This window comes from Salipiger marinus, from assembly GCF_035481585.1.
Classification (GTDB): domain Bacteria; phylum Pseudomonadota; class Alphaproteobacteria; order Rhodobacterales; family Rhodobacteraceae; genus Salipiger; species Salipiger marinus.
Genome location: NZ_JAYKSL010000031.1, coordinates 16,023 through 36,518 on the forward strand (window position 1 = coordinate 16,023; position 20,496 = coordinate 36,518).

Annotated in this window: 36 protein-coding genes; 20 read left to right on the forward strand and 16 right to left on the reverse strand. The window is 64.5% G+C overall.

Annotated features, from left to right (window positions below; all coding sequences use genetic code 11):
• Positions 1–94: 94 nt before the first annotated feature.
• The 15 genes from VK682_RS24515 to VK682_RS24585 form a co-directional block, all read right to left on the reverse strand.
• Positions 95–1,021: a S49 family peptidase gene (locus tag VK682_RS24515; RefSeq protein ID WP_324782734.1), complete on the reverse strand. Its 927-nt coding sequence runs from the start codon at positions 1,019–1,021 to the stop codon at positions 95–97.
• Positions 1,018–2,292, reverse strand: coding sequence for a phage portal protein (locus VK682_RS24520; RefSeq protein ID WP_324782735.1), 1,275 nt, complete (start codon positions 2,290–2,292; stop codon positions 1,018–1,020). Before VK682_RS24520 ends, VK682_RS24515 begins: the two co-directional genes overlap by 4 nt.
• Entirely contained in the window at positions 2,289–3,956 is a 1,668-nt protein-coding gene (locus tag VK682_RS24525; RefSeq protein ID WP_324782736.1) for a terminase large subunit, read from the reverse strand. Before VK682_RS24525 ends, VK682_RS24520 begins: the two co-directional genes overlap by 4 nt.
• A complete protein-coding gene (locus tag VK682_RS24530) occupies positions 3,943–4,380 on the reverse strand; it encodes a P27 family phage terminase small subunit (RefSeq protein WP_324782737.1) in 438 nt (145 codons plus the stop codon). Before VK682_RS24530 ends, VK682_RS24525 begins: the two co-directional genes overlap by 14 nt.
• A gap of 192 nt (positions 4,381–4,572) precedes the next feature.
• On the reverse strand, positions 4,573–4,971 hold the full coding sequence (locus VK682_RS24535; RefSeq protein ID WP_324782738.1) for an HNH endonuclease signature motif containing protein: 399 nt from the start codon (positions 4,969–4,971) through the stop codon (positions 4,573–4,575).
• 73 nt (positions 4,972–5,044) lie between these two features.
• Positions 5,045–5,695: a hypothetical protein gene (locus tag VK682_RS24540; RefSeq protein ID WP_324782739.1), complete on the reverse strand. Its 651-nt coding sequence runs from the start codon at positions 5,693–5,695 to the stop codon at positions 5,045–5,047.
• Positions 5,689–6,291 carry a hypothetical protein gene (locus VK682_RS24545; protein WP_324782740.1) on the reverse strand — a complete coding sequence of 201 codons (603 nt, stop codon included), beginning with the start codon at positions 6,289–6,291 and terminating at the stop codon, positions 5,689–5,691. The genes VK682_RS24540 and VK682_RS24545 overlap by 7 nt, the downstream gene beginning before the upstream one ends.
• A gap of 239 nt (positions 6,292–6,530) precedes the next feature.
• The gene (locus VK682_RS24550) at positions 6,531–7,145 is read right to left on the reverse strand and encodes a hypothetical protein (RefSeq protein ID WP_324782741.1); all 615 of its coding nucleotides are present in this window, start codon (positions 7,143–7,145) and stop codon (positions 6,531–6,533) included.
• Positions 7,145–7,555, reverse strand: coding sequence for a hypothetical protein (locus VK682_RS24555; protein ID WP_324782742.1), 411 nt, complete (start codon positions 7,553–7,555; stop codon positions 7,145–7,147). Before VK682_RS24555 ends, VK682_RS24550 begins: the two co-directional genes overlap by 1 nt.
• A 226-nt stretch (positions 7,556–7,781) precedes the next feature.
• On the reverse strand, positions 7,782–8,105 hold the full coding sequence (locus tag VK682_RS24560) for a hypothetical protein (protein ID WP_324782743.1): 324 nt from the start codon (positions 8,103–8,105) through the stop codon (positions 7,782–7,784).
• Positions 8,099–8,335, reverse strand: coding sequence for a hypothetical protein (locus VK682_RS24565; RefSeq protein WP_324782744.1), 237 nt, complete (start codon positions 8,333–8,335; stop codon positions 8,099–8,101). Before VK682_RS24565 ends, VK682_RS24560 begins: the two co-directional genes overlap by 7 nt.
• Before the next feature lie 181 nt (positions 8,336–8,516).
• The gene (locus tag VK682_RS24570) at positions 8,517–9,293 is read right to left on the reverse strand and encodes a hypothetical protein (RefSeq protein ID WP_324782745.1); all 777 of its coding nucleotides are present in this window, start codon (positions 9,291–9,293) and stop codon (positions 8,517–8,519) included.
• Complete coding sequence (locus tag VK682_RS24575) at positions 9,280–9,690, reverse strand: hypothetical protein (protein WP_324782746.1); 411 nt, start codon at positions 9,688–9,690, stop codon at positions 9,280–9,282. Before VK682_RS24575 ends, VK682_RS24570 begins: the two co-directional genes overlap by 14 nt.
• Positions 9,691–9,939: 249 nt before the next feature.
• On the reverse strand, positions 9,940–10,254 hold the full coding sequence (locus VK682_RS24580) for a hypothetical protein (RefSeq protein WP_324782747.1): 315 nt from the start codon (positions 10,252–10,254) through the stop codon (positions 9,940–9,942).
• A gap of 2 nt (positions 10,255–10,256) precedes the next feature.
• Positions 10,257–10,481 carry a hypothetical protein gene (locus VK682_RS24585; RefSeq protein WP_324782748.1) on the reverse strand — a complete coding sequence of 75 codons (225 nt, stop codon included), beginning with the start codon at positions 10,479–10,481 and terminating at the stop codon, positions 10,257–10,259.
• 348 nt (positions 10,482–10,829) lie between these two features.
• Here VK682_RS24585 and VK682_RS24590 point away from each other — a divergent pair, with 348 nt between their 5' ends.
• The 20 genes from VK682_RS24590 to VK682_RS24685 all read left to right on the forward strand — a co-directional run bounded on the left by VK682_RS24590 (position 10,830) and on the right by VK682_RS24685 (position 19,503).
• Entirely contained in the window at positions 10,830–11,105 is a 276-nt protein-coding gene (locus VK682_RS24590; protein WP_324782749.1) for a helix-turn-helix domain-containing protein, read from the forward strand.
• A gap of 224 nt (positions 11,106–11,329) precedes the next feature.
• A complete protein-coding gene (locus VK682_RS24595; RefSeq protein ID WP_324782750.1) occupies positions 11,330–11,668 on the forward strand; it encodes a hypothetical protein in 339 nt (112 codons plus the stop codon).
• Entirely contained in the window at positions 11,665–12,009 is a 345-nt protein-coding gene (locus VK682_RS24600) for a hypothetical protein (RefSeq protein ID WP_324782751.1), read from the forward strand. The genes VK682_RS24595 and VK682_RS24600 overlap by 4 nt, the downstream gene beginning before the upstream one ends.
• A complete protein-coding gene (locus VK682_RS24605; RefSeq protein ID WP_324782752.1) occupies positions 12,006–12,257 on the forward strand; it encodes a hypothetical protein in 252 nt (83 codons plus the stop codon). The genes VK682_RS24600 and VK682_RS24605 overlap by 4 nt, the downstream gene beginning before the upstream one ends.
• Positions 12,254–12,700, forward strand: a complete 447-nt coding sequence (locus VK682_RS24610; RefSeq protein ID WP_324782753.1) for a hypothetical protein — start codon at positions 12,254–12,256, stop codon at positions 12,698–12,700. Before VK682_RS24605 ends, VK682_RS24610 begins: the two co-directional genes overlap by 4 nt.
• Before the next feature lie 23 nt (positions 12,701–12,723).
• Entirely contained in the window at positions 12,724–12,951 is a 228-nt protein-coding gene (locus tag VK682_RS24615) for a hypothetical protein (RefSeq protein ID WP_324782754.1), read from the forward strand.
• Between the two features lie 90 nt (positions 12,952–13,041).
• Positions 13,042–13,464, forward strand: coding sequence for a YfdP family phage-associated protein (locus VK682_RS24620; protein ID WP_324782755.1), 423 nt, complete (start codon positions 13,042–13,044; stop codon positions 13,462–13,464).
• A gap of 28 nt (positions 13,465–13,492) precedes the next feature.
• Positions 13,493–13,750: an Acb2/Tad1 domain-containing protein gene (locus VK682_RS24625; RefSeq protein ID WP_324782756.1), complete on the forward strand. Its 258-nt coding sequence runs from the start codon at positions 13,493–13,495 to the stop codon at positions 13,748–13,750.
• Between the two features lie 27 nt (positions 13,751–13,777).
• Positions 13,778–14,764, forward strand: coding sequence for a DUF2303 family protein (locus VK682_RS24630; protein ID WP_324782757.1), 987 nt, complete (start codon positions 13,778–13,780; stop codon positions 14,762–14,764).
• Positions 14,765–14,834: 70 nt separating this feature from the next.
• The gene (locus tag VK682_RS24635; protein ID WP_324782758.1) at positions 14,835–15,308 is read left to right on the forward strand and encodes an ASCH domain-containing protein; all 474 of its coding nucleotides are present in this window, start codon (positions 14,835–14,837) and stop codon (positions 15,306–15,308) included.
• 146 nt (positions 15,309–15,454) lie between these two features.
• On the forward strand, positions 15,455–15,721 hold the full coding sequence (locus tag VK682_RS24640) for a hypothetical protein (protein ID WP_324782759.1): 267 nt from the start codon (positions 15,455–15,457) through the stop codon (positions 15,719–15,721).
• Positions 15,718–15,936, forward strand: a complete 219-nt coding sequence (locus VK682_RS24645) for a hypothetical protein (RefSeq protein ID WP_324782760.1) — start codon at positions 15,718–15,720, stop codon at positions 15,934–15,936. Before VK682_RS24640 ends, VK682_RS24645 begins: the two co-directional genes overlap by 4 nt.
• 15 nt (positions 15,937–15,951) lie before the next feature.
• The gene (locus VK682_RS24650) at positions 15,952–16,173 is read left to right on the forward strand and encodes a hypothetical protein (RefSeq protein ID WP_324782761.1); all 222 of its coding nucleotides are present in this window, start codon (positions 15,952–15,954) and stop codon (positions 16,171–16,173) included.
• Positions 16,174–16,195: 22 nt separating this feature from the next.
• Positions 16,196–16,675, forward strand: a complete 480-nt coding sequence (locus VK682_RS24655; RefSeq protein WP_324782762.1) for a hypothetical protein — start codon at positions 16,196–16,198, stop codon at positions 16,673–16,675.
• Positions 16,672–16,935 carry a hypothetical protein gene (locus VK682_RS24660; RefSeq protein ID WP_324782763.1) on the forward strand — a complete coding sequence of 88 codons (264 nt, stop codon included), beginning with the start codon at positions 16,672–16,674 and terminating at the stop codon, positions 16,933–16,935. The genes VK682_RS24655 and VK682_RS24660 overlap by 4 nt, the downstream gene beginning before the upstream one ends.
• A gap of 252 nt (positions 16,936–17,187) precedes the next feature.
• Positions 17,188–17,388 carry a hypothetical protein gene (locus VK682_RS24665; RefSeq protein WP_324782764.1) on the forward strand — a complete coding sequence of 67 codons (201 nt, stop codon included), beginning with the start codon at positions 17,188–17,190 and terminating at the stop codon, positions 17,386–17,388.
• A gap of 181 nt (positions 17,389–17,569) precedes the next feature.
• A complete protein-coding gene (locus VK682_RS24670) occupies positions 17,570–17,977 on the forward strand; it encodes a hypothetical protein (RefSeq protein WP_324782765.1) in 408 nt (135 codons plus the stop codon).
• Positions 17,974–18,276 (forward strand): DUF4326 domain-containing protein, encoded by a 303-nt coding sequence (locus VK682_RS24675; protein WP_324782766.1) that lies wholly within the window; start codon positions 17,974–17,976, stop codon positions 18,274–18,276. The genes VK682_RS24670 and VK682_RS24675 overlap by 4 nt, the downstream gene beginning before the upstream one ends.
• Positions 18,276–18,473, forward strand: coding sequence for a hypothetical protein (locus VK682_RS24680; RefSeq protein ID WP_324782767.1), 198 nt, complete (start codon positions 18,276–18,278; stop codon positions 18,471–18,473). The genes VK682_RS24675 and VK682_RS24680 overlap by 1 nt, the downstream gene beginning before the upstream one ends.
• Positions 18,457–19,503: a tyrosine-type recombinase/integrase gene (locus VK682_RS24685; protein ID WP_324782768.1), complete on the forward strand. Its 1,047-nt coding sequence runs from the start codon at positions 18,457–18,459 to the stop codon at positions 19,501–19,503. Before VK682_RS24680 ends, VK682_RS24685 begins: the two co-directional genes overlap by 17 nt.
• A gap of 67 nt (positions 19,504–19,570) precedes the next feature.
• Here the strand turns inward: VK682_RS24685 and VK682_RS24690 are convergent, their stop codons facing one another.
• Complete coding sequence (locus VK682_RS24690; RefSeq protein ID WP_324782769.1) at positions 19,571–20,149, reverse strand: YfbU family protein; 579 nt, start codon at positions 20,147–20,149, stop codon at positions 19,571–19,573.
• Positions 20,150–20,496 lie beyond the last annotated feature (347 nt).

Here is a 20,496-nt window from a genome sequence, read left to right on the forward strand (position 1 = left end):
GGGCGCCGCGCGTCACACGCAGCAAAAAGACCCCGCCGCGCACGGGCAGGGGGAACGGATCGCGCAGGCCTGAGCCTGCGCGGATGTCAGGATCTCAGAGGCTGGCCAGCGCCTGTGCGGCCTCAGCCTGCGCCCGCGCGGATCGGCTGGCGGGGCGGGGCCGCGGTGCATATGCGGCCCCGATGCGGGACCAGAAGGCCTGCGCGGTCTCGAGGTGATCCACCAGACCACGCGCGGCGGCATCCTGCCCCCAGAAGATCGCGCCGCCATCGGCGGGATCGTCGCTGGCGGAGAGCCGCGCGGCCAGATCGGCGGGGGCGATGCCGCGCCCGGCGGCGACAGCGGCGTGGAAGTCGGCCTCCATCGCGTCGAGAACGCGCAGGGATTCCCGCCGCCCCTCTTCGGTCGAGGGATCGGGGCGCTTGGCCCGCGCCTGCGAAGAGGTGAAGATAAAATACTGATCGCCGGAATTGCCCGGCTGGACCGGCGCCCATGTCATCTGCATACAGCCGATGGACCCCACGACGCTGCCCGGGGTCAGGCTGATGTCGCTGGCCTGCGACGCGATGTGATAAGCCGCCGAGGCCGCCAGCGGATGCACCAGCGCATGCACCGGCTTGACGGCAGCCGCCCGAGCCACGGCCCCTGCTGCCGCCTCGATGCCCAGCACATAGCCGCCGGGCGAGTCGATGATCGGCACGATGGCTGCGACATCCTCATTCGTGGCGAGCTCCGCCATGGTGGCCTCGAGCCCGTGATAGGTAGACCAGCCCAGCCATCGCTCCAGCATGTAAGCGTTCGGGGTCAGCAGCCCGGTGATCGGCACGATGGCGATATTGCGGTGGATGGCGTAGCGCTCACCCGGCTCAATCGACAGAGACATCGCGCCGACCGACAGAACCCGCGCAGCACCCCCCGGCCCGGCGGCGGGTAGCGGAGTCTGCAGCAAGGCCGCCCCATGCGACCGAGACAGGGCCAGCGGCACCCCGGCAAAGAGGCTGGCCACCGTTGCATGTGTCATGTGCTTTCTCCTTCTGAGGTGCCGCTCTGGCCCTCGGTTCGGGTCATGTTGGGCGCTGGATTGAGCTTTTCCCCCTCGGGCACCGGGGCGGCACCGATCTTGGCGCGGGCTTCGTTGGGCAGCATGAACGGGCCGCCCACGGCGCGATTCAGCGCCTCATACTGTTCCTTGACCGTGGGCTGCAGCAGCGCGCCGAAATCGTGGCGCAGGAACAGACCCGCGTCTCGTTCGGCCCGGGTCAGCAGCGCGACATCCAGCTGAGCCTCCACCAGCGCCGACCAGTGCAGCAGGCAGTCGGTCAGGTAATCGATGGCCTGCTGTTCGCCATTGGCCTTCACCCCATATTCCAGCATCTGCAGCTTGCTGGGGGGCATGCGGTAGATGCCCGCGATCATCTCGCGGTCGAACTTGCGGCTGGACAGCAGCTCCTGATCGGCGGCGGAGATGTCGAGCGCTTTGACATCCTCATCGGGGTTCACCGCGATCCAGCCATCGCTGCCCGGGTCCTGCATCGCCGCCTTGATGCGGCGGGCATTGCGGGCGCGCTGGTCATCATCCTCGTAATTCTCGCCCAGCTTGATGACGCCCTTGGTGGTGCCGCCTGCGGCATTGCGCGCCGCCGCGCGCTGCCCGGCCAGCGCGATGCCCACACTTTCGGCGGCAACCTGCAGCGGGCTGCGCCCGGTCCAGCCGTCTTCGGCCATGTAGCGCAGATGCGCCATCGACCGCGCGGGCACCCGGCGCTGCACCCCGGCGCCATCCTCAAACTGGTAGAACCGTTCCAGCCCGTCGCGCAGCAGGGTGACGCTGGACTGCCGCACGATGTCGAGGCGGGTGAGCTCGCCGCCGCCATCGCGGGGGCCGTAGATATGGCCATTGCCGCGCAGCGCATAGGCATAGACGGCGGCAAAGCGCACCAGCCGCGCGGGCACGCCGGGCGCGGCTTCGCCGTTCAAAAGATAGGCCGCCGGGTGTTCGCGGACGCGCACGTCCTGCCCGTCGCCCATGCGCTGCCAGAGCTTCAGCGGCACCTTGGCGAGATCACCCGCGATATTGTTGCAGCAGGCAAAGACCGTGCCATGATGCACTGCCGTCTCCGGTGTCACACGCGGCAGGCCGCGCACCGCCGAAGGCCCAAGCGATCCCCAGCCGACAGCCAGCAGCCCGGCCTCGCCCGGGGCGGCGGCCTGCGCCTGCCCGCCGGTCACTCGCGGTTCCACCCGGGGCGCGGGGTCCTGCGCACGGCCTATCTCCAACCCGAACAGCCTCATAGGATCAGCACCTCGCGCGCCTTGCGTTTCTCTTCGCCCACCTCGGCGCGGCCCACCGCCATGATCGCGGCCACCGCCGGATCGATCCGGCCCGTGGCCTTCTTCTTGTTGGGCTTGACGTTCTCTGCCGCGTCCTGATCCAGCACCACATTGCCCACCGCCCAAGCCAGCAGCGGGTTGCCGCCATGACGCAGCCTGTTCTGGATCACCGCCCGCTCAAACCGTTTGGTGGCGGGCGACATGCTGGCATAGCCCTGCCCGAACTCCAGCAGCGGAAAGCGCAGCTTGTCGAGTTCGGCGGCCACATGCTTCATGCCCCAGCGGTCATAGGCCACCTCCTGCAAATCGAAGCGCTCCCGCAGCCACTTCATGCGTTCGATGATCTGATCCTCATCGATCACCCCTCCGCGATGCACCTCCAGCCAGCCATCATCCCGCCACGCCACATAATCGCGCATCTCCGACTGCGCCCGGGCAATAAACCCCTTCGGCCCTTCGGCGATGAAGCCATAGGCGATCAGGTAAATGACGCCCTCCACCGGCACCGCCACGACGATGGAGGTGAGGTCGGTGGTGCGGCTCAGATCCAGCCCCACCCAGGCCTTGCGGCCATAAAGCGCGCGCGGATCAAACGGCGCGCAGGCCTCCCCCTGATCCCAGACATCGCGCCCGATCCACGACTGCGCGCCTTCGGTCCAGAGGTTGAGATGCAGGCGGCGGAAGTTCGGCATCTTGCCCCGGATCGCCTGCGCCTCATCATGGATGCGGCGGAAGTCGGCCTCGGTGAAGGCCACCCCGAGGTTGGGATTGGCCATGGCCCAGGTGGCGGGATCAGAGGGGTCGGAATCCTCCGGCGGCTCCGCCACAAAGCCGAAGAACGCATCATCATGGACATCGCCGCGCAGCACCCGTTCGGCATAACCCCGGATCTCGCCGCAGAGGCTGGCGCGGTCGGCCCCCGCCGTGGTGATCGCCCAGTCAATCGGCTGCGACCGCGCCAGCATGGAATTGGTGACCACATCCGCCAGCTCGCGATCCGTCCAGCGATGCACCTCATCGCGGGCGGCAAAATGCGGGTTGATGCCATCGGCGCTGTTGCCGTCGCGGCTGAGCGACGCGATGAATCCATTGGTGCGCGGCGACTGGATTTGCGTCTTGAACACCTGCAGCAGCGCCGACAGCGCGGCAGAGCCCCGGATCATCCGCTTGATCTCGTTGAACAACAGCCCCGCCTGATCGCGGGTGGTGGCGGCGCAATAGCCCTGCGGCGCGCCCTCGCCGTCAAAGAGCTGCGTGAACAGCATGGGAACGGCGGTGTCGGTGGTCTTGCCGTTCTTCTTGGCCACCTGATGATAGGTCGACCGGAACCGCCGCAGCCCGGTCTCCGCGTGCTTCCATCCGAAGACGGAGCCATGCCGGAACACCTGCCAGGGCTGCAGCGCCAGCTCCGCCCCGGCCATCGGCCCGGTGGTGTGGCGCAGCAGCTTGGCGAAGCGGATCACCATATCGGCGGCCCGGGTGTCAAAGACCAGCCCGCGATCCGCGCCGGTTTCCAGATCCAGCAGGTGCCGTTCGCAGGCGAGCCGCACCAGCGGCCCCGCCGCCACCTCGCCCTCGATCACGTCGAGCGCGTAGCGGCTGACGGGATGGTCAATTGCCTCCATCAATATGCCGCATGAGATCGTCAAAGAGGTCGCCCTGCCCACCCGAGCTGAGCCGCGCCGCATCCACAGGGGTCAAGCCGAAGCGCGCAGCATACTGGTTCATGCGTTCCATGGCCTTATCCAATTGAAGCCAAGCAGCCCGCTGCTTGTCTTGGAGACCGTTACGGGTTTTCACCTCACGGTATGTGCCCAGTATCGCGATATCGTGGCTGGAACGCACAACCTGCCCCGCCATAATGCAGTAATTGGCGAAAGAATCCTCGAACTCAGGCTCGAGGCGTCCCTTGCCGATCAGAACAGGCGCCAACCGATTCCAGACCTCACGGTCTTCATCTTGCAGATGGTCTGGTGCATCGGGCGTCGGGCGATGCGCGGCGCCTTTCATCGGAACCACGTTCACCAGTGAAGGCTTCTGACCTTTCATGTCTTTTCCTCTCAACTGTCTGAGGTGGGCTTTTTTTCCCAATTCCGCGCTTGCGGAAAGAAAGGAGTGCGCACCGGTCAGGAGCATACAACCCCGATTTTCGACCCACCCCCGGTGCCCCGCCCGACCCGCCGCAGGGGGCGGCCCGTCAGACCCCGGGTCCGACGCCACCGATCCACCGGCCTCGCGACCTCAGCCCCCGTGCCAGACCTCGCGCGCCGTCTTCCGGCTGTGGCATCGGTGGCACAGCGCCTGCCAGTTGCCGCGATCCCAGAACAGGGCGCGGTCGCCCTTGTGCGGCGTGACGTGATCCACATCGGTGGCAGGCTCCACCGCCCCGAGCTCGAGACAATCGACGCAGAGCGGGTGCCGGTCGAGGAAGACCCGCGATTCCCGCGTCCAGCGCGGATCGGCATAGAGCGCCCGAGCCGCCGCCGCATGCGGTGTCCGCTGCGCCGCCGCCTTCTGCCCGGCGCGCCGTGCGTCCTGTTCGGCCTGATGATCGGGGCACCTCGGGAACCCGTCCCGCGCAACCTCTTCACAACCGGGGGCGACGCAGAGCTTGGCGATGTCGCACCCCCCGAAACGCAACGCGCCCGGCAGGAAATCTCCCCCGGGCGCGGTAACTCTCGATGATGCCAAAATCACCATTTTTGCGGTTTCGTCAACCCCTACCGCGCCAAACCATCTGACGGCCATACAGGCCATCGCTGACGCAGCGCAGAGCCGTGACCAGCCCTTCCACATCCCCGGGCGCGCAATCGTCAAGAACAGCACTCATCGCCGCGCTGCGCGCCGCCTTGTCGGTATAGCCAAGCCAGCTTTCAAGCCGCATCCGCGCGGCGGTGGCATCGCGCAGCTTTTCCTCATCAGTCCGATCATCCACCGGGGGTGTGTCCGCATCCACCTCCATGGCCTCGGGCGCCAGCAACAGCCGCATTCCTCTGGCATGGCGGGACGGCGCCCCGATCACCGCATCATAGGAACCCTGCACGCCGCGCATGTGCTGGATCGCATCCCAAAGCTCCGCGCGTTCTTCATGGTCGGTCACAATGGCGGCCATGGCCCGGCCAGAAGAACAGCCGAACCACGGCCCGCGAACCTCGCGAAGGTTCGCCGCGCCGGGCTGCAGCCCAGCCTGACGACATCGCACCTTCATCACCGCAACCGACGCATCACGATCACCAGCCGTGCGCCGCGCCTGCCCATTAGGCTCACGACGCTTCACCGGCGCCAGCTCCGGCAGGTCGATACCGCCCGGCACCGCCGCTTTCTTCGAACGCCGCCGCGCGCCCTTGCTGTAGCTCTTCACCATCTTCCTGCCCCTTCCATTTGCTGCGCCGTCTCCGGCAACAGCGCCTTCACCCGCCGTTCCAGCCCGGCGTAATTCCGCAGCCAGTCGGCATCACCTTCGCGCAGCATGTCGCGCCGCTGCCGGTCGCGGCGCAGCTCCAGCTCGCGCCGCATGTCCTGCGCCCGTTCCCGGATCACCCGCCGTTCGCTGTCATTGAGCGGCGGGCGCTTGCGCTTCTCCAGAAACAGGAACTCCGCCAGCAGCACGCCCTCCGCCAAGGCCTGCGGCCCACGCGCCGACCGAAACCAGCTGACAATCGTGGGATGCTCTTCCACCGGGCGCGGCGCCACCGTCTCAGCCAGCGCCGCGATGGTGGCCATGGTCGGCCACGCATCCCGCCCCTTCCCCTCGCCCCGGTAGCGCAGCATATCGCGCAGCGCGCCAAGCTGCGGATCGCTCATGTAGGCCAGCGCATCGGCCAGCTTGACCATAAAGGCCTCATGCTGATCCGCCTTCACATTGCCCGGTTTTCGGAAGCCGTGCTCCACCAGCGGATGGATCAGCAGCCGCCTCACCCGGTCGCGCTTCGTCTCGGTCGAGGTCAAGCCTTCGGTCATCACAGCCTCCTTTCTAAGCCCCTTCCGACTTATCCACAGGTCACAGCATCGGGTGCGGAGCGGAAATATCTTTTCTTTTCATTCTCTTTTCCTCTCCTTTCAGCGGTTACAGATGCCGCGAAAAAAAGGGATGAGACGCAGAAAAGCCGTGATCATCACGGGACATTCCGTGTTTTTCCGTGATTGTTCCGGAATATTCTGTGACGGTGACTGAATATCACTGATCATCACGGAACCGCTCAACCCGCCATCTCCACCTGAAATTCATCCAGCGCCGACCGCACGAACGGCTCGCGCCGCTGCGCCTCTGGATAGCGCTCTTCCAGCCAGTCATTGAACGCCTCGAGAAAGTCCGGATTGCGCAGCAGCGGCCCCGCGCCGATGCGCTTTTCGATCATCTCGCGCAGGTCTTTCAGCCGCTTGGCCCGCTTGCGCTGTTCGGCATCGGCTTGGTTCTTGCGTTTCGATTTCAGCGCCTCTTGCACCACCGCCGTCACCACGGGATGCGCATACCGGATCTCGTTATTGTCGCACCGCACCAGCCCCCAGCCATGCAACGGCGTAACATCCCGCTGGCAAAGCTCACGCCAGCGTTCGACAGAGATATTGAGCGCCTTCGCCAGCAGCCTGTCATCGTTCGGCAGCGTGCCCACCGGCGCCTCATCATGGGCCTCGCAGATCAGCAGGAAGCCGAACCACCCCACATCCGGCTCCGCCAACTGCCGGAAGGTGCTTTTGCGCCAGCGTTTGAGGTTCCACTGGATGAAGAAGTGCGAATCCAGACGATCCTCTGCCGAGACGGGGTATTCGGGCAGATCGTCAATCCCGCTGACGGACCGCAGATACTGCGCCATCACACACCGGCCTTTCGCACAACATGCGCGCCCACCGCTGTCATGATCCGCGACAGCTTGGCCTCAGCGCGCCCCGCCTGACCGCGCAGCCCGGCCAGAGCCTCGCCCTGCGCGGCATGGACAGCCTCCACCGCCTTGATATCGGCGCGCAGCGCCTCGAGCTCCTGCCGCAGCGCATCGGCCTCTTCGTTCCGGCCATCAGGCCCGAACAGCTCTTCCCGCAACACCGCGACCCAGCCCGCCCGCACCTCCAGCACGGTGGCCAGTGTCGCGTCTGTCTCGCCCTGCAGATAGCGCCCGGCCTTGGTGTCATAGCTGGCCTGCAGCAGATCGATGATCGCCCGCTTCTGTTCCCGTGACGGCTGCGGCACCGCCGCCCCCGCCTGTAGCTTCGCCTGAACCTCAGCCATCGGTTTGACCTTTCTTTTTGCCTCGCAGCCGGGGCAATGCAGCTTGCCCTTCACAACCGCCCATCCCTGCCCGGTCATCTTGCGCGTGACCTGAGCCTCATTCGGTGCCCAGCCAGACCCGCCCGACATGCGGGCATAGTCACAGGTCACCACCTCTTCGCGCCCGCAGCGGTCACAGACAGCACGCGCCCGATGCGCGCCCCTGCCGTTGATCGCGCGGATCACATCACACCCCCAGCGCAGCAGCCCGGCCCGCCCAATAGGAGGCGAGGGCGCACCGCAGCAGGTGGCGAGAATCCTCAAACGCAACGTCATCGCCCCGCAGCCGGGCCAAGATGACCCCCTGCGCCGACAGCCACACCTCGCGCAGCGCATCATCGGGCGGTGGCACCCCGCTCAGACCCCGCATCGCCTCATCCAGCCTAAGGATGCCCGCGCCGCAGATCGTCAGCCCGCCCGTATGCAGCGCCAGAGCCGTGGCACAGGCGAGGAACGCGGCCTCTTGCGGCGCGCGGCGGCGGGCGGGCGCCCGCAGGCCGGTGTTCACCATGACGCATCCTCCATCCCTTCGACGCGATCCGCCAAGGCGCGCAGATCAGCCGCCAATGCCGCCCGCTGTTCGGGCGAGTCGCAGAAGCCGTTCGCCAGCGGCAGGGGCCGCGCATTCATCCCGGGATCCGGATCAAAGCGCAGCGCCCATGCGCGGCTGCCGCAAGCCGACAGCGACAGATCGACCGTCAGGTGCGCGAGCGGCAGCGAGCACCGGCTCACCATCGTCACGGGCTGCGCCTTGCCACTCATATCCGGCCCGCCCGCTTCATCGCTGCGCTTTCGCGCCGCGCCATTTCGATGACCGCCTGCAGGCCCGAAGGCCGGGGAGCTGCCCCAGAGGGGGCACCGAAATCCTTGACTGCCGCGACACGGGGCTTTGCCTTCAGCGGGGCGGCTTTGCTCTTTGCCTTCACCGGGACCGGGGTGGGAACAGGCGTCTTGCGCGGCGGCGGCACCGCGTCTTCCGCAACACCCAGCCTGAGACATGCCCGCCCCGCCGTGCTCTTGCCACAGCCGAGGCGGCGCCCGATCTCGGCATAAGACAGGCCTGCGCCGCGCAACTGCGCCACGCGATCCGGATCGGCTGACAGCGGGGGCGCACCTGCGCAGGCAGGCCGAGATTGCGCCGCCGCTCGCCCACTGTCGCGACGGAAAGACCGACGCGCTCAGCGATCTCGCGATCGGTCAGCCCTTCGGAATGAAGGGCGCGCAGCTTGCCGTTCGACAGACTGGGATTGCCGAGCTTGTAATTCCCCGCCAGTCCCAGCTTGTTGCGCTGATACTTGATCCTGCACCCCGTGGTGCCCATCAGCCGGGCAATGTCAGGGTCGGTCAGCCCGGCGGCGTGATGCGCCAGCAGCGTCTCGACATCGAAGGGCAGATGCGGCCTGCCTGCGCAGGTGCTGGGCAAATCGAGCATGACCCGGCGCCATTGCACGGCCCCCCTGCTGACGCCCAGCCGTTCGGAAATGTCGGTATCGGTCAGCCCTTCGGCATGAAGGGCGCGCAGATCGTCGTCTGAAAATCGCCGCGTTTGGTGCCGGACGTTGCCGCATTTTCTCAACTTCAGGCGCCGCCGCCAGTTGCTGACCGACTTCGCGCAGCAGCCCAGTTCCGCCGCAACCAGAGGGTCGCTCAGGCCCTGCGCGTGCAGCTCGCGCAGCCGGTCGAGGTCAATGCGCCGCATGCTGCACCTCGCCTTGAACCGATCCCCGGATCAGCTCCGAGAGCCGCTGCAAGCGCTGGCTCTCCTGTGCGAGCACCTCCTCTGCCCGCAAAAGCATCTCTGCGAATGCCCTCTCGGCAACAAGCGGCACTTCGTGAAGGTCTATGTCCCCAATCGGGATAAACAGGGACGGAAATCCCTCAAGAGAAACCCGATAGACACCGAGCGTGAGATGCTCACATCCGCTCGCCTCGGCACAACCATCGACGGCACCGCCAATCCATTCCGGTTTATCCAGGACGGTTCCCAAGCAATTGATCACTTCGGACAAGTTGCGACCGACAGCAAAAAGCGCGGGGTGCTCGCGACTCGTCGCGAGGATCAAGCCATGTTCGATACGCTCGATGCTGAGCGTCATCGGTAGGTCAAAGCTATACGTTGGCATGCTGCACCTCGCAAAAAGGCCCCGCGCGGCGGGGAACCACGCGGGGCAGGTTGAGGGGGGACAGTGCCCGCGCCGATGACCCCCGGCGCGGAAGGGGGTGACGTGTGGCGCGCGGGGCCACGACAGGGAGGAAGCACCCCCCGCGCGCCGTGCCGCAGGTCTGGGGGCGACCCTGCAGCATGTCCGGGGGACAGACCCGGACATTCGATCTGGCGGCGGCGGTCATGCCGCCCTCCGCGCATCCAGCTCCGCCGCCAGTGCTACGGTCAGCGCGTCCGGCATCTCAACCATGGCGATCAGCACCTTGTCGGCAGAGGGGCGGTTGAGCCCGTTCCACCAGTTGCAGGCAGTCGAGAACCGCACCTCGAAATGCACCGCCACCGCTTCGGGACTGGCGAACCCCTCCCGCAGGAACCGCGCCCAGATCTCGGGCGCCGCAGCGCGCAGCCAGTATCTGTCCAGAACTTTGGCGCAGGACTTGGGGGACGCCTGCGCGGCAGGGTCACCAGAGTTATCAACCACAAGGCGCAAGGACATGTTCACCGCTCCCTCTCCCCGAGAACTTGGCCAAGATCAGCGCGCAGCCCTTCCAGATCCCGCACCAGCGCTTCAGAGCTGCGCCGCATCAGCGTGGCATTGGCCCGCAGCCGCACCAGCCGGTCGAGAAGATCGCCCCGACCCAACAGCATGGCATCGCCAAGCGCCGCCTCGGGCGGATCGACGGGGCGGGGCCCGAAGGCGCTGGCGAACAGACGACGGATCATGCGCAGGCCTTTTGCGGATGATGCAGGAAGAGCATGAGGTCTGCGTCGACACAAAAGCCACGCTCAGCGGCAGCCAGAACGACACTGCGCTGATACTTGGCTGGGATAGCGCCGTTTGCGGCCCATTTGTGAACGCTGTCTGTGCTCACTGGCCGCCCCAACAACGTGGAGAGATCAGCCGCCAAGTCAGATCGCTTGGGCCACAGGTCAACCAGATCGCGAATGCTCGAAACTTTGTCCATGCGCCAGCGATAATGGACGAATCGTCCATACGTCAAGTCTGGAAGAAACTTTCATGGACGTTTCTTCTAGCAATGCATCAATGGCGCTATGAGTGAGACACACCACATGCCTAAGATCGATCTTGAAAGCGTAGGGATGCGATTGACTGCGGTTCGGACGGCCAGCGGCCTTACGAGCGGGCAGTTTGCCAACACCGTCTCAATTGACCCATCGAGCTACTCTAAGATCGAGCTAGGAAAGAAGCCTCTGAATGTAGACATGGGCTTCCGAGTTTCGGAAAGGTGGGGCGTGAGCATGGATTTCCTCTACCGCGGGCGCCTAAACGAGGTCCCGGAGAGCATCATTCGAACCCTGCGAGCTATCGAAAACGAGGACCGCTGATAAGCGGTATCAATGCTTTCCCCGGTGCAATCGCACCAGAAAAACAACAACCTATCGAGCAAATTATACCTCGGCACGTCCGACTCCCTGAACTTTGTTCCCACATTGTTCAACGTGACACAAGCGTGTCAACGGAAAAGTAATGGAAGAAACGTCCATTTATCGGATTGACAATGGACGTTTTGTCCATACCTTGCGAGCCATCAAACCCGATGGAGTCAATCATGCCGCAAGGAACTTACCCCTCTGATCCGGTCGCCTTCCTGACCGACCCCGAAGCTGCCGCCGCGAACCGCGTTTGGCGGCAGGACTGCTGGCTGATGCTGAAGGCCCGGCAGGGCCATCCGATCGAGCGCGAGGCCGGAAACCGGCTGAACGATCTGGAAGAGCGCATCACGGGCCGTTCGATGCTGGCCCATGTTGCCACCGATTGTGATCCGGACCCGCTGCCGCCCGCGCCCGCCATGACCGAGGTCGAGGCCGCGCGCCGCCGCGCCGAACCCGCGATCTTCCGCGCCATCGCCGCCCTTGGCATGGGCCATCGCCGGGGGTCGGCGGCATGAACCTTCCGGACACCCTGCGCGCGGGCAAAAGCGCGCTTGTCCTGTGCGAGTCGGATTACGAGGCGGGTGTGGAAGCGCAGAAGCTTCACACCTATCTGCGCGAGAGCACGATCCAGCCGCACCGAAGCCGCGTCGAGTATCAGGGCGCGATCGCGCAGTTCATGACGGTCCGCCAGCCTGATGGCCGCCGCCCCTCTGAATTCGACGCGGTGTTTTCGACCTTCACCATGAGCGTGCCGGGCGTCACCGGGCTGCCTAATGGCGGTCTGGGCGAGCATGGCCCCGAGGTGGTCGCAACTCGCACCCATACCCCGAAGGGTCCGAAGGGGTCTTTCGAATGACGGGCCCCGAGGACATCGACCTTCACGCCGAGATCGCGCTCCTTCTGGAGTCGGTCCCGGCGGACCAGCAGGCCGACACCATGCGCGAGCTGGTGGAGGCCACCGGCGGCATGTGGCTGGCGCCCGAAGAGGCGCCCGAGGTGCCCCACTATCAGGAGCTTATGGTCGGCGGCATCCACGCGACCGGCGCGACCATGGCGGAGGCTGTCGAGAATTACCTCGCGCAGGCCGCAGGCAGGGCAGCATGACGGCAGCCACCACTCACATCCACGCCGTCCCGACGCTGCCCGAGGCGGGCGCCACCGTGGCCGATGCCGCCCACCATGCGCCCCATGATCTGCTGACCGCCTGCGTGGTGGTCGAGGATCAGACCGACGATCCCGCAGAGGCCGAACAGGCCCGCGCCCTGCGCGCGGTGCTGGAGGCTCCGGCACCTGCCCGACCCGCCAACACGCTGGCCCGCCGCGCGGCGATCCTCTGCAACGATCTGCAGTTTCGGACCTTCGTCGCGCGGCGCTGCGGCTTTTCGTCGGGCGAGTTCAGCGCCGTCGCTGCTGGCGAGTTCGTGCGCGCGGTCTGCGGCATCAGCAGCCGCCGCGACCTCGATACCACCCCCGAGGCCGCCGCCAGCTTCGAGAAGCTGCGCACCGACTACGACGCATGGCGCGGCAGGATCGCCGCCCCACGCTGACCCTCAACCCGAAAAGGCTCAAGATGACTGTGATCAAGAAATCTTACCGCGACGTTGGGAAGATCGATTTCCCCCTGTCCGCTTCATCCGAAGTCGATGACGTGATCGTGCGCGCCTTCGGCGATCTGACTGAAGATTGCCATGAGGCAGAAGCCGTCCTCGCGAACTGGGCTGAGGTTGCGCGCTTCAACATCGGCACCAGCGCCGTTCTCGCGATCATGCAGCGCGTTCGCGAGAGCCTTACCCCCTAACCCCCATGCCGGGCATGCCGCCCGCATCCCCCGCCGCTGGCATGAGGGCGCCACGGCGGGGGCAACCCAACCCAAAGGAGATGCCCAGTGATGGCGAACAAGAAGCCTCCGGCCCAGATCAACCGGCCCGAGCCCCATGATCCCTACAAGATGCGCACGCTGGAGCAGATCCTGACCCTGTTCGATGCCGGCGAATTTCTCGCGCAGGTGATGCAGGGCCACCAGGACCTGATGCAGGACCTGACCGACCATCTGGAGACGCATGGCCCGAAAGGCTGTCAGGGCAGCATGACGCTCACGATCGACTATGCCGTGGGCAACGCCGGTGATGTGGGCATGGGCGCGCAGATCAGCTTCAAGGCACCGAAAAAGCCGAAGAGCAGCGCCGCCGCCTACATCAACGATGAGGGCGAGCTCACGCTCTACAGCCCGATGATGGCCCGCATGCACCAGCCCGTGCGCGACGTGACCGACTTCGACCCGGAGACGGGCGAGGTTCGCGACGTCGACTGATCCACCCACCCCCCCAACGGAGAGAACCATGACCGACCATGTCGACAGCACCGCAGATGACCGCACCGCCAATAATGCGGTGCGCCACAAATACCGCGTCCTGACCGAAGCTGAGAAGGCCCAGATGCAGGAAGTCAAGGATATGGGCGCGGCGTTCATCGCGAAACTGCACGAGATCGGCGGCACCGCTCCCGGTGGCGATCGCTTCGCATCGCGCGATCTTTCGCTGGCGAACACGCACGCCGAAGACGCGGTGATGCGCGCAGTGCGCCACATCACCGCCTAAGCCCCACACCCCCAACGGAGACACACCATGTCCGAAACCCTACCCACCCTGCAAAATCCCGCCGAGACCATGCGGGACATCATGGCCGAGATCGGCCACCACGAGCTGGTGACGACGCCGGAAAGCCTCGACCTGACCGCACCGCACCTCATCACGCTGCCGAAGCATCGCAATGTCGAGAACCTGACCGCACATCATCGTGCGGCGCTGGAATACCTGAAGCCCACCCGCCGCAAGGGCACGGCGCACCTGAAAGATTTGGACAGTCTGATCCTGTGGGCGAACCGCTTCAAGGGCGAGACCTCCGCCATGTTCGCCGATCCGAACATGGAAGCGCCCAAGCTGACCTGCATTGCGGACTACCACGCTTCCGGCCCGATCGATCCTCTGAACCCCAAGGGCGATGCGACCGCCCGTCATTGCCACCACCGCGCCATCTACAGCTTCCCGCTGTCGAAGGAATGGAAGGCATGGATGGGGATTTCCGGCAATTCGCAGGACAAGGACGAGATGGGTGAGTTCATCGAGGCGAACGCGAAGGACATCATGGACCCGACGCCCGCCGTGCTGGATCTTGTCGAGAAGGAAGCAAGTCAGCCCTGGGAAAATCGCCTGATCCAGACCGCGCGGCAGATCGAAGGCCGCTATGGCCAGCTGGCTCAGCTTCTGGCGATGGCCCGGCGTTTCACCGTCCATGAAACCAGCAACCTGTCGGTAACGACGAACCGCGATACCGGGGAAAGCGCGATCCAGTTCTTGAACGAACACAAGGACGCGGACGGTGCCCCGCTCAGCGTGCCCAACCTGATCATCATCGCCATTCCGGTATTCCTGAACGGCGCGCACTATCGGATGCCCGTCCGGTTCCGCTACCGCAAGTCGGGCGCGCAGGTGAAGTTCACCCTGTCGATCTACAACCCCGAAAAGGTTTTCGAGGCCGCCTTCGATGAGGCGCTGAAGATCGCGGAAGACGGCACCGAACTGCCGATCTTCCAAGGTTCCCCCGAGTCCTGACCCCTGCTGTCTCTTTTCGCCCCCTGTGCTGCAGGGGGCGATGACGGACAGCAGCCCAACGGAGTCCACCATGAAGAACCGCCTCTCTGATCTGAACAACCACCTCTTTGCGCAGCTGGAGCGGCTGGCCGATGAAACCCTGTCGCCCGAGCAGCTGGAGCAGGAGGTGAAGCGGGCCGATGCCATCATCTGGCACGGCAAGGACGTCGAGAACCGGAGCTGGCCGACACGATACCGCGGCCCGGTGCTGATCCATGCCGCCAAGGCTTGGGGCAAGGCGGAGCGGGCAGACCTCGCTTTCGTCGAAGACATGACAGCCACCAAGCTCGAAGACACCGACCGGCCCCTCTTGGGCGGCATCATCGGGCGCGCCGAGATCGTGGACTGCGTCGAGGCCATGGACAGCCGGTGGTTCTTCGGCCCCTACGGCTTCGTCCTGCGGAACGCGGAGGCGCTGCCCTTCCAGCCCTGCCGAGGCGCGCTCGGTTTCCTCACCCCCAGCATCATCACCCCGGAGCCGCCCGTGCAGGGCGCGCTTCTTTGACACCGGAGCGACACATGACCACCGAATGCGAGCACAGCCCAACGGGCAGGCACATACTAACGATGTCCGGCGGGCGCTGCGCATATTGCTATAGCTATGAGCCGGACAGCGGGCCTGAGGCTGCCCCTGCGGCGCTTGACGCCACCATGATACCGCGCCCCCTTGATGAATGGCACGAGGATCGCGGCGACGTGCTCTGGTGGTGCTGGCGAGATGGCGCGTGGCTTGGCGAGCCGCCCTATGTCGGAACTCCTCTTGACCTTGGGCATACCGTCGAATGCCACACCCATGCCGAGACCGGAGAAGCGCCAGCTGCGCGCTTCATGGTCGGCGGCTGGCCCGGATACCACACGCATTGGACGCCTTTGCCGACGCAGCCCTACGCGCCCACCACCCCCCGGAGCCACCCATGACCGAAAACGAGTTCAAGCAGCGCCTGCGCCAAGCGCACATCAGCACCATGCATAGCGCGCAGGCCATTGTGGAAGTGCTGGCCGACCATGAGCCGAAATACATGGCCGTATCAATCGGCAGCATCGAGGGCGCGGCAACCCGCCTCGAAACCGCCGCCCGCCAGCTGCGCGACCTTGTCGCCTTGGCGCGGGCCGAAGCCGACCAGTCCAGCTAACCGCGAGAGGCAACAATGGACAATGACGATGTGAGGAAGCTCCAGCACCAGATCAAACGAATGCTGGAGGATACAGCGGAATTTGCGTCGGAGTTTAGTGAGTTGAGCGACGACGAGCTCGAGACGCTGGCCGACGCGCAAGCAGAGATCGCAGCAGTCGCTGAATACAAGAAACACGCCGCAGAAACCGAGATCAGGATACGCGCGCTTCGATCCTCTTTGACCAAGTCCACCTAGCCCCCAACCCCCGGAGCAACACATGACCGACCCTGTTTTCTACGTTGAAGATCCGGAAGGCGCCCTGCGGCGCTGGCGGCAAACACCGGAAATGATGCGCGGCAATGAGATGGCCCGCGCGATCCGTGGCGGAACTGCCATGAACGATACGCCGACCCTGATTGAGTTCCTCGCCGACAGGCTGGTAGAGGTCTACGGCGAAAACGCCCGGGTCGATTTCATCCTTGCCGCAAAGGAGCGCGCGGCCATGCTCCGCCGCTCTTTGCCGAGATCCGCTCCAGCGCACGACATGCGCGCTGACACACCGGCCCTGACTCGCGCGCAGCAACGGCAGATCGCCGATTACTTGGACGAGATCGCAGACGAAAAGCTGATCGGTTACCCTCTGGGACGAACCGACCCAATGACCGCCAACAGACTCTCATTGGCAGCGGCATACCGTCTGGTCGCCACTGACATGCGCGCGCTGTCGGATGGCGAAAGCAGCGGGAGCGACACATGACCGAACCCATCCAAAAAGAATACCGGCAGGCCATGAACGGCATCGCGCGCTGGATCGATGAGAAGCTGAACGGCAGGCGCAAGCCCGGTCGAAAGCCGAAGGTTGGCTTCATCCTGCTGACCGCCGAATTCGGAAAGATCGAGGGCGGGCGCGTCAACTACATCAGCAACGGTGAGCGCGAGGACATGATCGCGATGCTTCGCGAATATCTGGCCCGCGTCGAAGGCCGATACGCAGAACCCACCAACCGGCCCCAGTAAGCCGATCCACGAGCCCCGGAGCTAAACATGACAAATGAACCGAAAGCGCCTGCCCTGTCCGAGACACCATCCCTCACGTCTTCGCGGCATAGCGCCATTGCCGACATCGCAGCAGAGCGGCAGCGGCAGATCGAGGCAGAGGGCTGGACGCCGGAGCATGATGACAAGCATGCCGCATGTCAGATGGCCTTGGCGGCCGGTTGCTACGCGATGTTCGCCTCAGCACCAGAAGCCCATCGCGCGGCCACTGACATGCCCCGCAGTCTTAACGTGCTTGGCCGCCCCCTCAAAGGTTGGGCGGCTTGGCTGCAGCTGTGGCCGTGGGATCGGAAGTGGTGGAAGCCCACCACGCCCCGCCGCGATCTGGTCAAAGCTGGTGCGCTGATCGTGGCCGAGATCGAACGGCTTGACCGGGCAGCCCTGCGCGCCGCGCAGGAAGGCGGTGACGCATGATCTGGAAAATGGTCTGCTGGAGCTGTGGCGGGACGCGCGATTATATCCCGGGCACGCCTTGCGCCTGCGGCTGTCGCGTTGGCTCTATCGGGGAGACAGAGGCTGGCGCGCGAGACGCTCAGGCGCAGTTCAAGGCTTTGATGAAGAGCATGGCCCCCGCCGCGCAGGAAGGCGGTGACGCATGATCCAGACGCCCCGCACCCACACCAGCGCGCGGCCCCTGTTGCGCCACGTCCAGCCAGAGGTTGAAACCGCAGGGCCGATTCAGAGCGGAGACGAGGCTGATCTCGCAGCGCGCTGGCAGGCACTGTGCCTCGCCGAACATCAGGTGCGCGCCCTGCCGCCATCCCCGCCCCCACCGCCGCCCATGACGGCGGACGGGCTGCGCGTCGGATCAGCTCAGGCAAAACTGCTTGCAGCCCTGCGCGATGGCCCCGGCACCCGGCGCGATCTCTGCGCCCGCGCCGGGATCAGTCTCACCATGTGGTCCAGCGCGCTGGCGCAGATTCGGGCCGCAGGGATCGTGGTGCAAGTCGAGCGCGCACGCGCTGCGGCGCGGACGGTTTATCGGCTGGAGGATAAGACATGACCCCGCGCCGCATCCAGATGACCCGCGCCCGCCCGTGGCGCGCAGAGCACCCCGAGGCGGTGATCGTGGCGCGGCCGGGCCCGTTCGGAAACCCGTTCAAGGTCGGAAATCTGGGCATCCCAGACGCCGAGGTGGCTGCCTATCGCTTCCGGCTCTGGACCGAAAGCACCGTGGAGGGTCGAGCCGTGGCGGCAAAGGCCAAGCATTACCTGCGCGGGCGCGACCTTGCGTGCTGGTGCCCGCTTGATCAGCCGTGCCATGCAGACGTGCTGCTGCAAATCGCAAACGAGGTGAAGTGATGGGCCGGAGGCAGCAATTTACCAAGGCGGAGATAGAGCGCTATGTTGCTGCAGCCCGCAAGGCCAATCCAAGATCGGTTATCGAACTGGTGACCGATGCAGGAACCATCCGCATTCTGCCGGAGCCAGATCAGAAGTTGGAGCCGGATAACCCATTCGACAAGTGGAAGAGCAAGCGCAATGAGGGTCACGCTTAAGGGGATCAACCGGACATCGGCAAAGCTCGCGAACGGTGACCGCGTCACCTACTATTACGCGTGGAAGGGCGGGCCACGCCTGCCGGGTAAGCCGGGCGATCCCGAGTTCATCGCCGCCTACAATGAGGCCGTCGCGCAGAAGGTCACGCAGCCCACCGGCACGGTTCAAGCCGTCTTGAACGCCTATCAGGACTCGCCCCGGTTCACCGATCTGGCGCCACGCACCCGCAAAGACTACGCAAATCACATCCGCAAAATTGAAACCGAGTTCGGAGACTTCCCTCTTGCCGCGCTATCAGACCGCCGCACGCGCGCGGAGTTTCTGACATGGCGCGACGCCATGGCAATCAAGTCCCGCCGTCAGGCTGACTATGTCTTCGCGACCTTCGCGGCAATTATGGCATGGGCCTTTGATCGCGGACTCACAGTCGCCAACCCGTGCGAACGGCCCGGTAAGCTCTATCGCGCCAGCAGAGCGGAATCGATATGGACGCAGGCAGACGAGGATGCGCTGCTTAACTCTGCCCCGCATCGCATTCGGCTGGCATACCTTTTGGCTGTCTGGACCGGCCAGCGCCAAGGTGACCTGTTGCGGCTGACATGGACCGCCTATGACGGATCGCACATCCGGCTGAGACAGGGGAAAACAGGGCGGCGGGTGGTGATCCCCGTGGCGAGCGCCCTTAAGGCCGCGCTGGACGAAGCGGCGCGGGACAAGAAAGCCGTCACCATCCTAACCACCACCAAAGACACGGCATGGACCGGCCACGGATTTAGCGCGACATGGCGCAAGGAACTGGCAAAAGCACAGGTCAGCGGACTGACCTTCCACGACCTGAGGGGCACGGCAGTCACACGGCTGGCAATCGCAGGCTGCAGCGAAGCCGAGATCGCGACCTTCACCGGGCACAGCCTGCGGGACGTGGCCGCAATCCTTGACGCCCACTACCTGAGCCGAGATTCGCGCCTCGCAGATTCGGCCCTAAGCAAGCGCGAAGCCCACGAAGCCCGAACGAAAACTACTAAGTGAGCGCCCAACCGGCGCAAAGGTGAGGTCGCGAGCAAGAACACCAGAAGGGCCGCCACTGCGTTTCGATCTAGCTTTCTGGCGCGTTAGCGTTGGCCTTCTTGGGATAGACCGCCTCGAAAATGGTAACGAGTTCTTGGGCGGTCATTGCGGGATTCGGGCGCATTCCAAGATTGTTTCGGATCGAGTCGAAAATCACAAACATCTTCAAATATCCATCGACCCGGCGCGAATGCGAGTTCAAATAACGTCCCTTGAAATTTTCCCAGCGCCCCATTTCCTTGATCAGATGGTGGGCGATTCCGTAGTGGTTTTCATTGTTCCCGTCGAAACCGGAAAACTCCGGGTCGTGGCCAAAGTTCGCGGCGCGCACGAGATCCTTGTCGGCGTCGTTCAGTCTCGCAAACGAATGCTCGATGAAACTCCACATATCAATTATGTCGACGGTTTCCTTGACCTCCTGCGGGTCGTCCTCCTTTACATTGAAGAGTCCAGGATAGTCCCAGCTGAGCGACCAAAGGTGACCACCAAACATAGCATCCAGAACGCGCTTCACGTTCAATTGGCCATCGATATTCATTTCATTATGAATATCGGAGAGCATCGAGATAATGATCTTTTCACCGTCCGAGAGCTTCAATTTGTTCACCTATGTGTCGTTCATGCGATCTATAAGGCAACAGCCTCACAATTTTTCAAGTATCTGTGTAGATCATTTTAGCGAAGCGCCGCGAAGGCGACGTCGTCTACCTGCGCACAACTGCCGCTCGCCAAGCCGAAGCGAATGCCACTAATCAGCCCCTGACGCCCACTACCCAAGTCTGACTTAGCGACTCGCAGAATCGGCCCTAAGCAGGCGCGCAATGAACGAATCCGGAAGGAAAACGCCCAAACGACTACCCAAATGCGCTATGGGAGTCGGATGTAAAACACAGATTTACTGAGTGATTTCAATGGCAGGGGCAGCAGGGTTCGAACCCGCGACCTACGGTTTTG

What these genes read in the sequence shown, in the direction of transcription:
- VK682_RS24575 (WP_324782746.1), bottom strand. Translation starts at nt 9,690, where the DNA reads ATGACGCTCAGCATCGAGCGTATCGAACATGGCTTGATCCTCGCGACG.
- VK682_RS24675 (WP_324782766.1), top strand. Translation starts at nt 17,974, where the DNA reads ATGACCCCGCGCCGCATCCAGATGACCCGCGCCCGCCCGTGGCGCGCA.
- VK682_RS24580 (WP_324782747.1), bottom strand. Translation starts at nt 10,254, where the DNA reads ATGTCCTTGCGCCTTGTGGTTGATAACTCTGGTGACCCTGCCGCGCAG.
- VK682_RS24595 (WP_324782750.1), top strand. Translation starts at nt 11,330, where the DNA reads ATGCCGCAAGGAACTTACCCCTCTGATCCGGTCGCCTTCCTGACCGAC.
- VK682_RS24630 (WP_324782757.1), top strand. Translation starts at nt 13,778, where the DNA reads ATGTCCGAAACCCTACCCACCCTGCAAAATCCCGCCGAGACCATGCGG.
- VK682_RS24520 (WP_324782735.1), bottom strand. Translation starts at nt 2,292, where the DNA reads ATGAGGCTGTTCGGGTTGGAGATAGGCCGTGCGCAGGACCCCGCGCCC.
- VK682_RS24635 (WP_324782758.1), top strand. Translation starts at nt 14,835, where the DNA reads ATGAAGAACCGCCTCTCTGATCTGAACAACCACCTCTTTGCGCAGCTG.
- VK682_RS24670 (WP_324782765.1), top strand. Translation starts at nt 17,570, where the DNA reads ATGATCCAGACGCCCCGCACCCACACCAGCGCGCGGCCCCTGTTGCGC.
- VK682_RS24665 (WP_324782764.1), top strand. Translation starts at nt 17,188, where the DNA reads ATGCCCCGCAGTCTTAACGTGCTTGGCCGCCCCCTCAAAGGTTGGGCG.
- VK682_RS24600 (WP_324782751.1), top strand. Translation starts at nt 11,665, where the DNA reads ATGAACCTTCCGGACACCCTGCGCGCGGGCAAAAGCGCGCTTGTCCTG.
- VK682_RS24645 (WP_324782760.1), top strand. Translation starts at nt 15,718, where the DNA reads ATGACCGAAAACGAGTTCAAGCAGCGCCTGCGCCAAGCGCACATCAGC.
- VK682_RS24610 (WP_324782753.1), top strand. Translation starts at nt 12,254, where the DNA reads ATGACGGCAGCCACCACTCACATCCACGCCGTCCCGACGCTGCCCGAG.
- VK682_RS24560 (WP_324782743.1), bottom strand. Translation starts at nt 8,105, where the DNA reads ATGGTGAACACCGGCCTGCGGGCGCCCGCCCGCCGCCGCGCGCCGCAA.
- VK682_RS24640 (WP_324782759.1), top strand. Translation starts at nt 15,455, where the DNA reads ATGATACCGCGCCCCCTTGATGAATGGCACGAGGATCGCGGCGACGTG.
- VK682_RS24570 (WP_324782745.1), bottom strand. Translation starts at nt 9,293, where the DNA reads ATGCGGCGCATTGACCTCGACCGGCTGCGCGAGCTGCACGCGCAGGGC.
- VK682_RS24540 (WP_324782739.1), bottom strand. Translation starts at nt 5,695, where the DNA reads ATGGTGAAGAGCTACAGCAAGGGCGCGCGGCGGCGTTCGAAGAAAGCG.
- VK682_RS24625 (WP_324782756.1), top strand. Translation starts at nt 13,493, where the DNA reads ATGACCGACCATGTCGACAGCACCGCAGATGACCGCACCGCCAATAAT.
- VK682_RS24660 (WP_324782763.1), top strand. Translation starts at nt 16,672, where the DNA reads ATGACCGAACCCATCCAAAAAGAATACCGGCAGGCCATGAACGGCATC.
- VK682_RS24530 (WP_324782737.1), bottom strand. Translation starts at nt 4,380, where the DNA reads ATGAAAGGTCAGAAGCCTTCACTGGTGAACGTGGTTCCGATGAAAGGC.
- VK682_RS24550 (WP_324782741.1), bottom strand. Translation starts at nt 7,145, where the DNA reads ATGGCGCAGTATCTGCGGTCCGTCAGCGGGATTGACGATCTGCCCGAA.
- VK682_RS24650 (WP_324782761.1), top strand. Translation starts at nt 15,952, where the DNA reads ATGGACAATGACGATGTGAGGAAGCTCCAGCACCAGATCAAACGAATG.
- VK682_RS24590 (WP_324782749.1), top strand. Translation starts at nt 10,830, where the DNA reads ATGCCTAAGATCGATCTTGAAAGCGTAGGGATGCGATTGACTGCGGTT.
- VK682_RS24655 (WP_324782762.1), top strand. Translation starts at nt 16,196, where the DNA reads ATGACCGACCCTGTTTTCTACGTTGAAGATCCGGAAGGCGCCCTGCGG.
- VK682_RS24515 (WP_324782734.1), bottom strand. Translation starts at nt 1,021, where the DNA reads ATGACACATGCAACGGTGGCCAGCCTCTTTGCCGGGGTGCCGCTGGCC.
- VK682_RS24680 (WP_324782767.1), top strand. Translation starts at nt 18,276, where the DNA reads ATGGGCCGGAGGCAGCAATTTACCAAGGCGGAGATAGAGCGCTATGTT.
- VK682_RS24585 (WP_324782748.1), bottom strand. Translation starts at nt 10,481, where the DNA reads ATGATCCGTCGTCTGTTCGCCAGCGCCTTCGGGCCCCGCCCCGTCGAT.
- VK682_RS24545 (WP_324782740.1), bottom strand. Translation starts at nt 6,291, where the DNA reads ATGACCGAAGGCTTGACCTCGACCGAGACGAAGCGCGACCGGGTGAGG.
- VK682_RS24555 (WP_324782742.1), bottom strand. Translation starts at nt 7,555, where the DNA reads ATGGCTGAGGTTCAGGCGAAGCTACAGGCGGGGGCGGCGGTGCCGCAG.
- VK682_RS24605 (WP_324782752.1), top strand. Translation starts at nt 12,006, where the DNA reads ATGACGGGCCCCGAGGACATCGACCTTCACGCCGAGATCGCGCTCCTT.
- VK682_RS24525 (WP_324782736.1), bottom strand. Translation starts at nt 3,956, where the DNA reads ATGGAGGCAATTGACCATCCCGTCAGCCGCTACGCGCTCGACGTGATC.
- VK682_RS24620 (WP_324782755.1), top strand. Translation starts at nt 13,042, where the DNA reads ATGGCGAACAAGAAGCCTCCGGCCCAGATCAACCGGCCCGAGCCCCAT.
- VK682_RS24685 (WP_324782768.1), top strand. Translation starts at nt 18,457, where the DNA reads ATGAGGGTCACGCTTAAGGGGATCAACCGGACATCGGCAAAGCTCGCG.
- VK682_RS24615 (WP_324782754.1), top strand. Translation starts at nt 12,724, where the DNA reads ATGACTGTGATCAAGAAATCTTACCGCGACGTTGGGAAGATCGATTTC.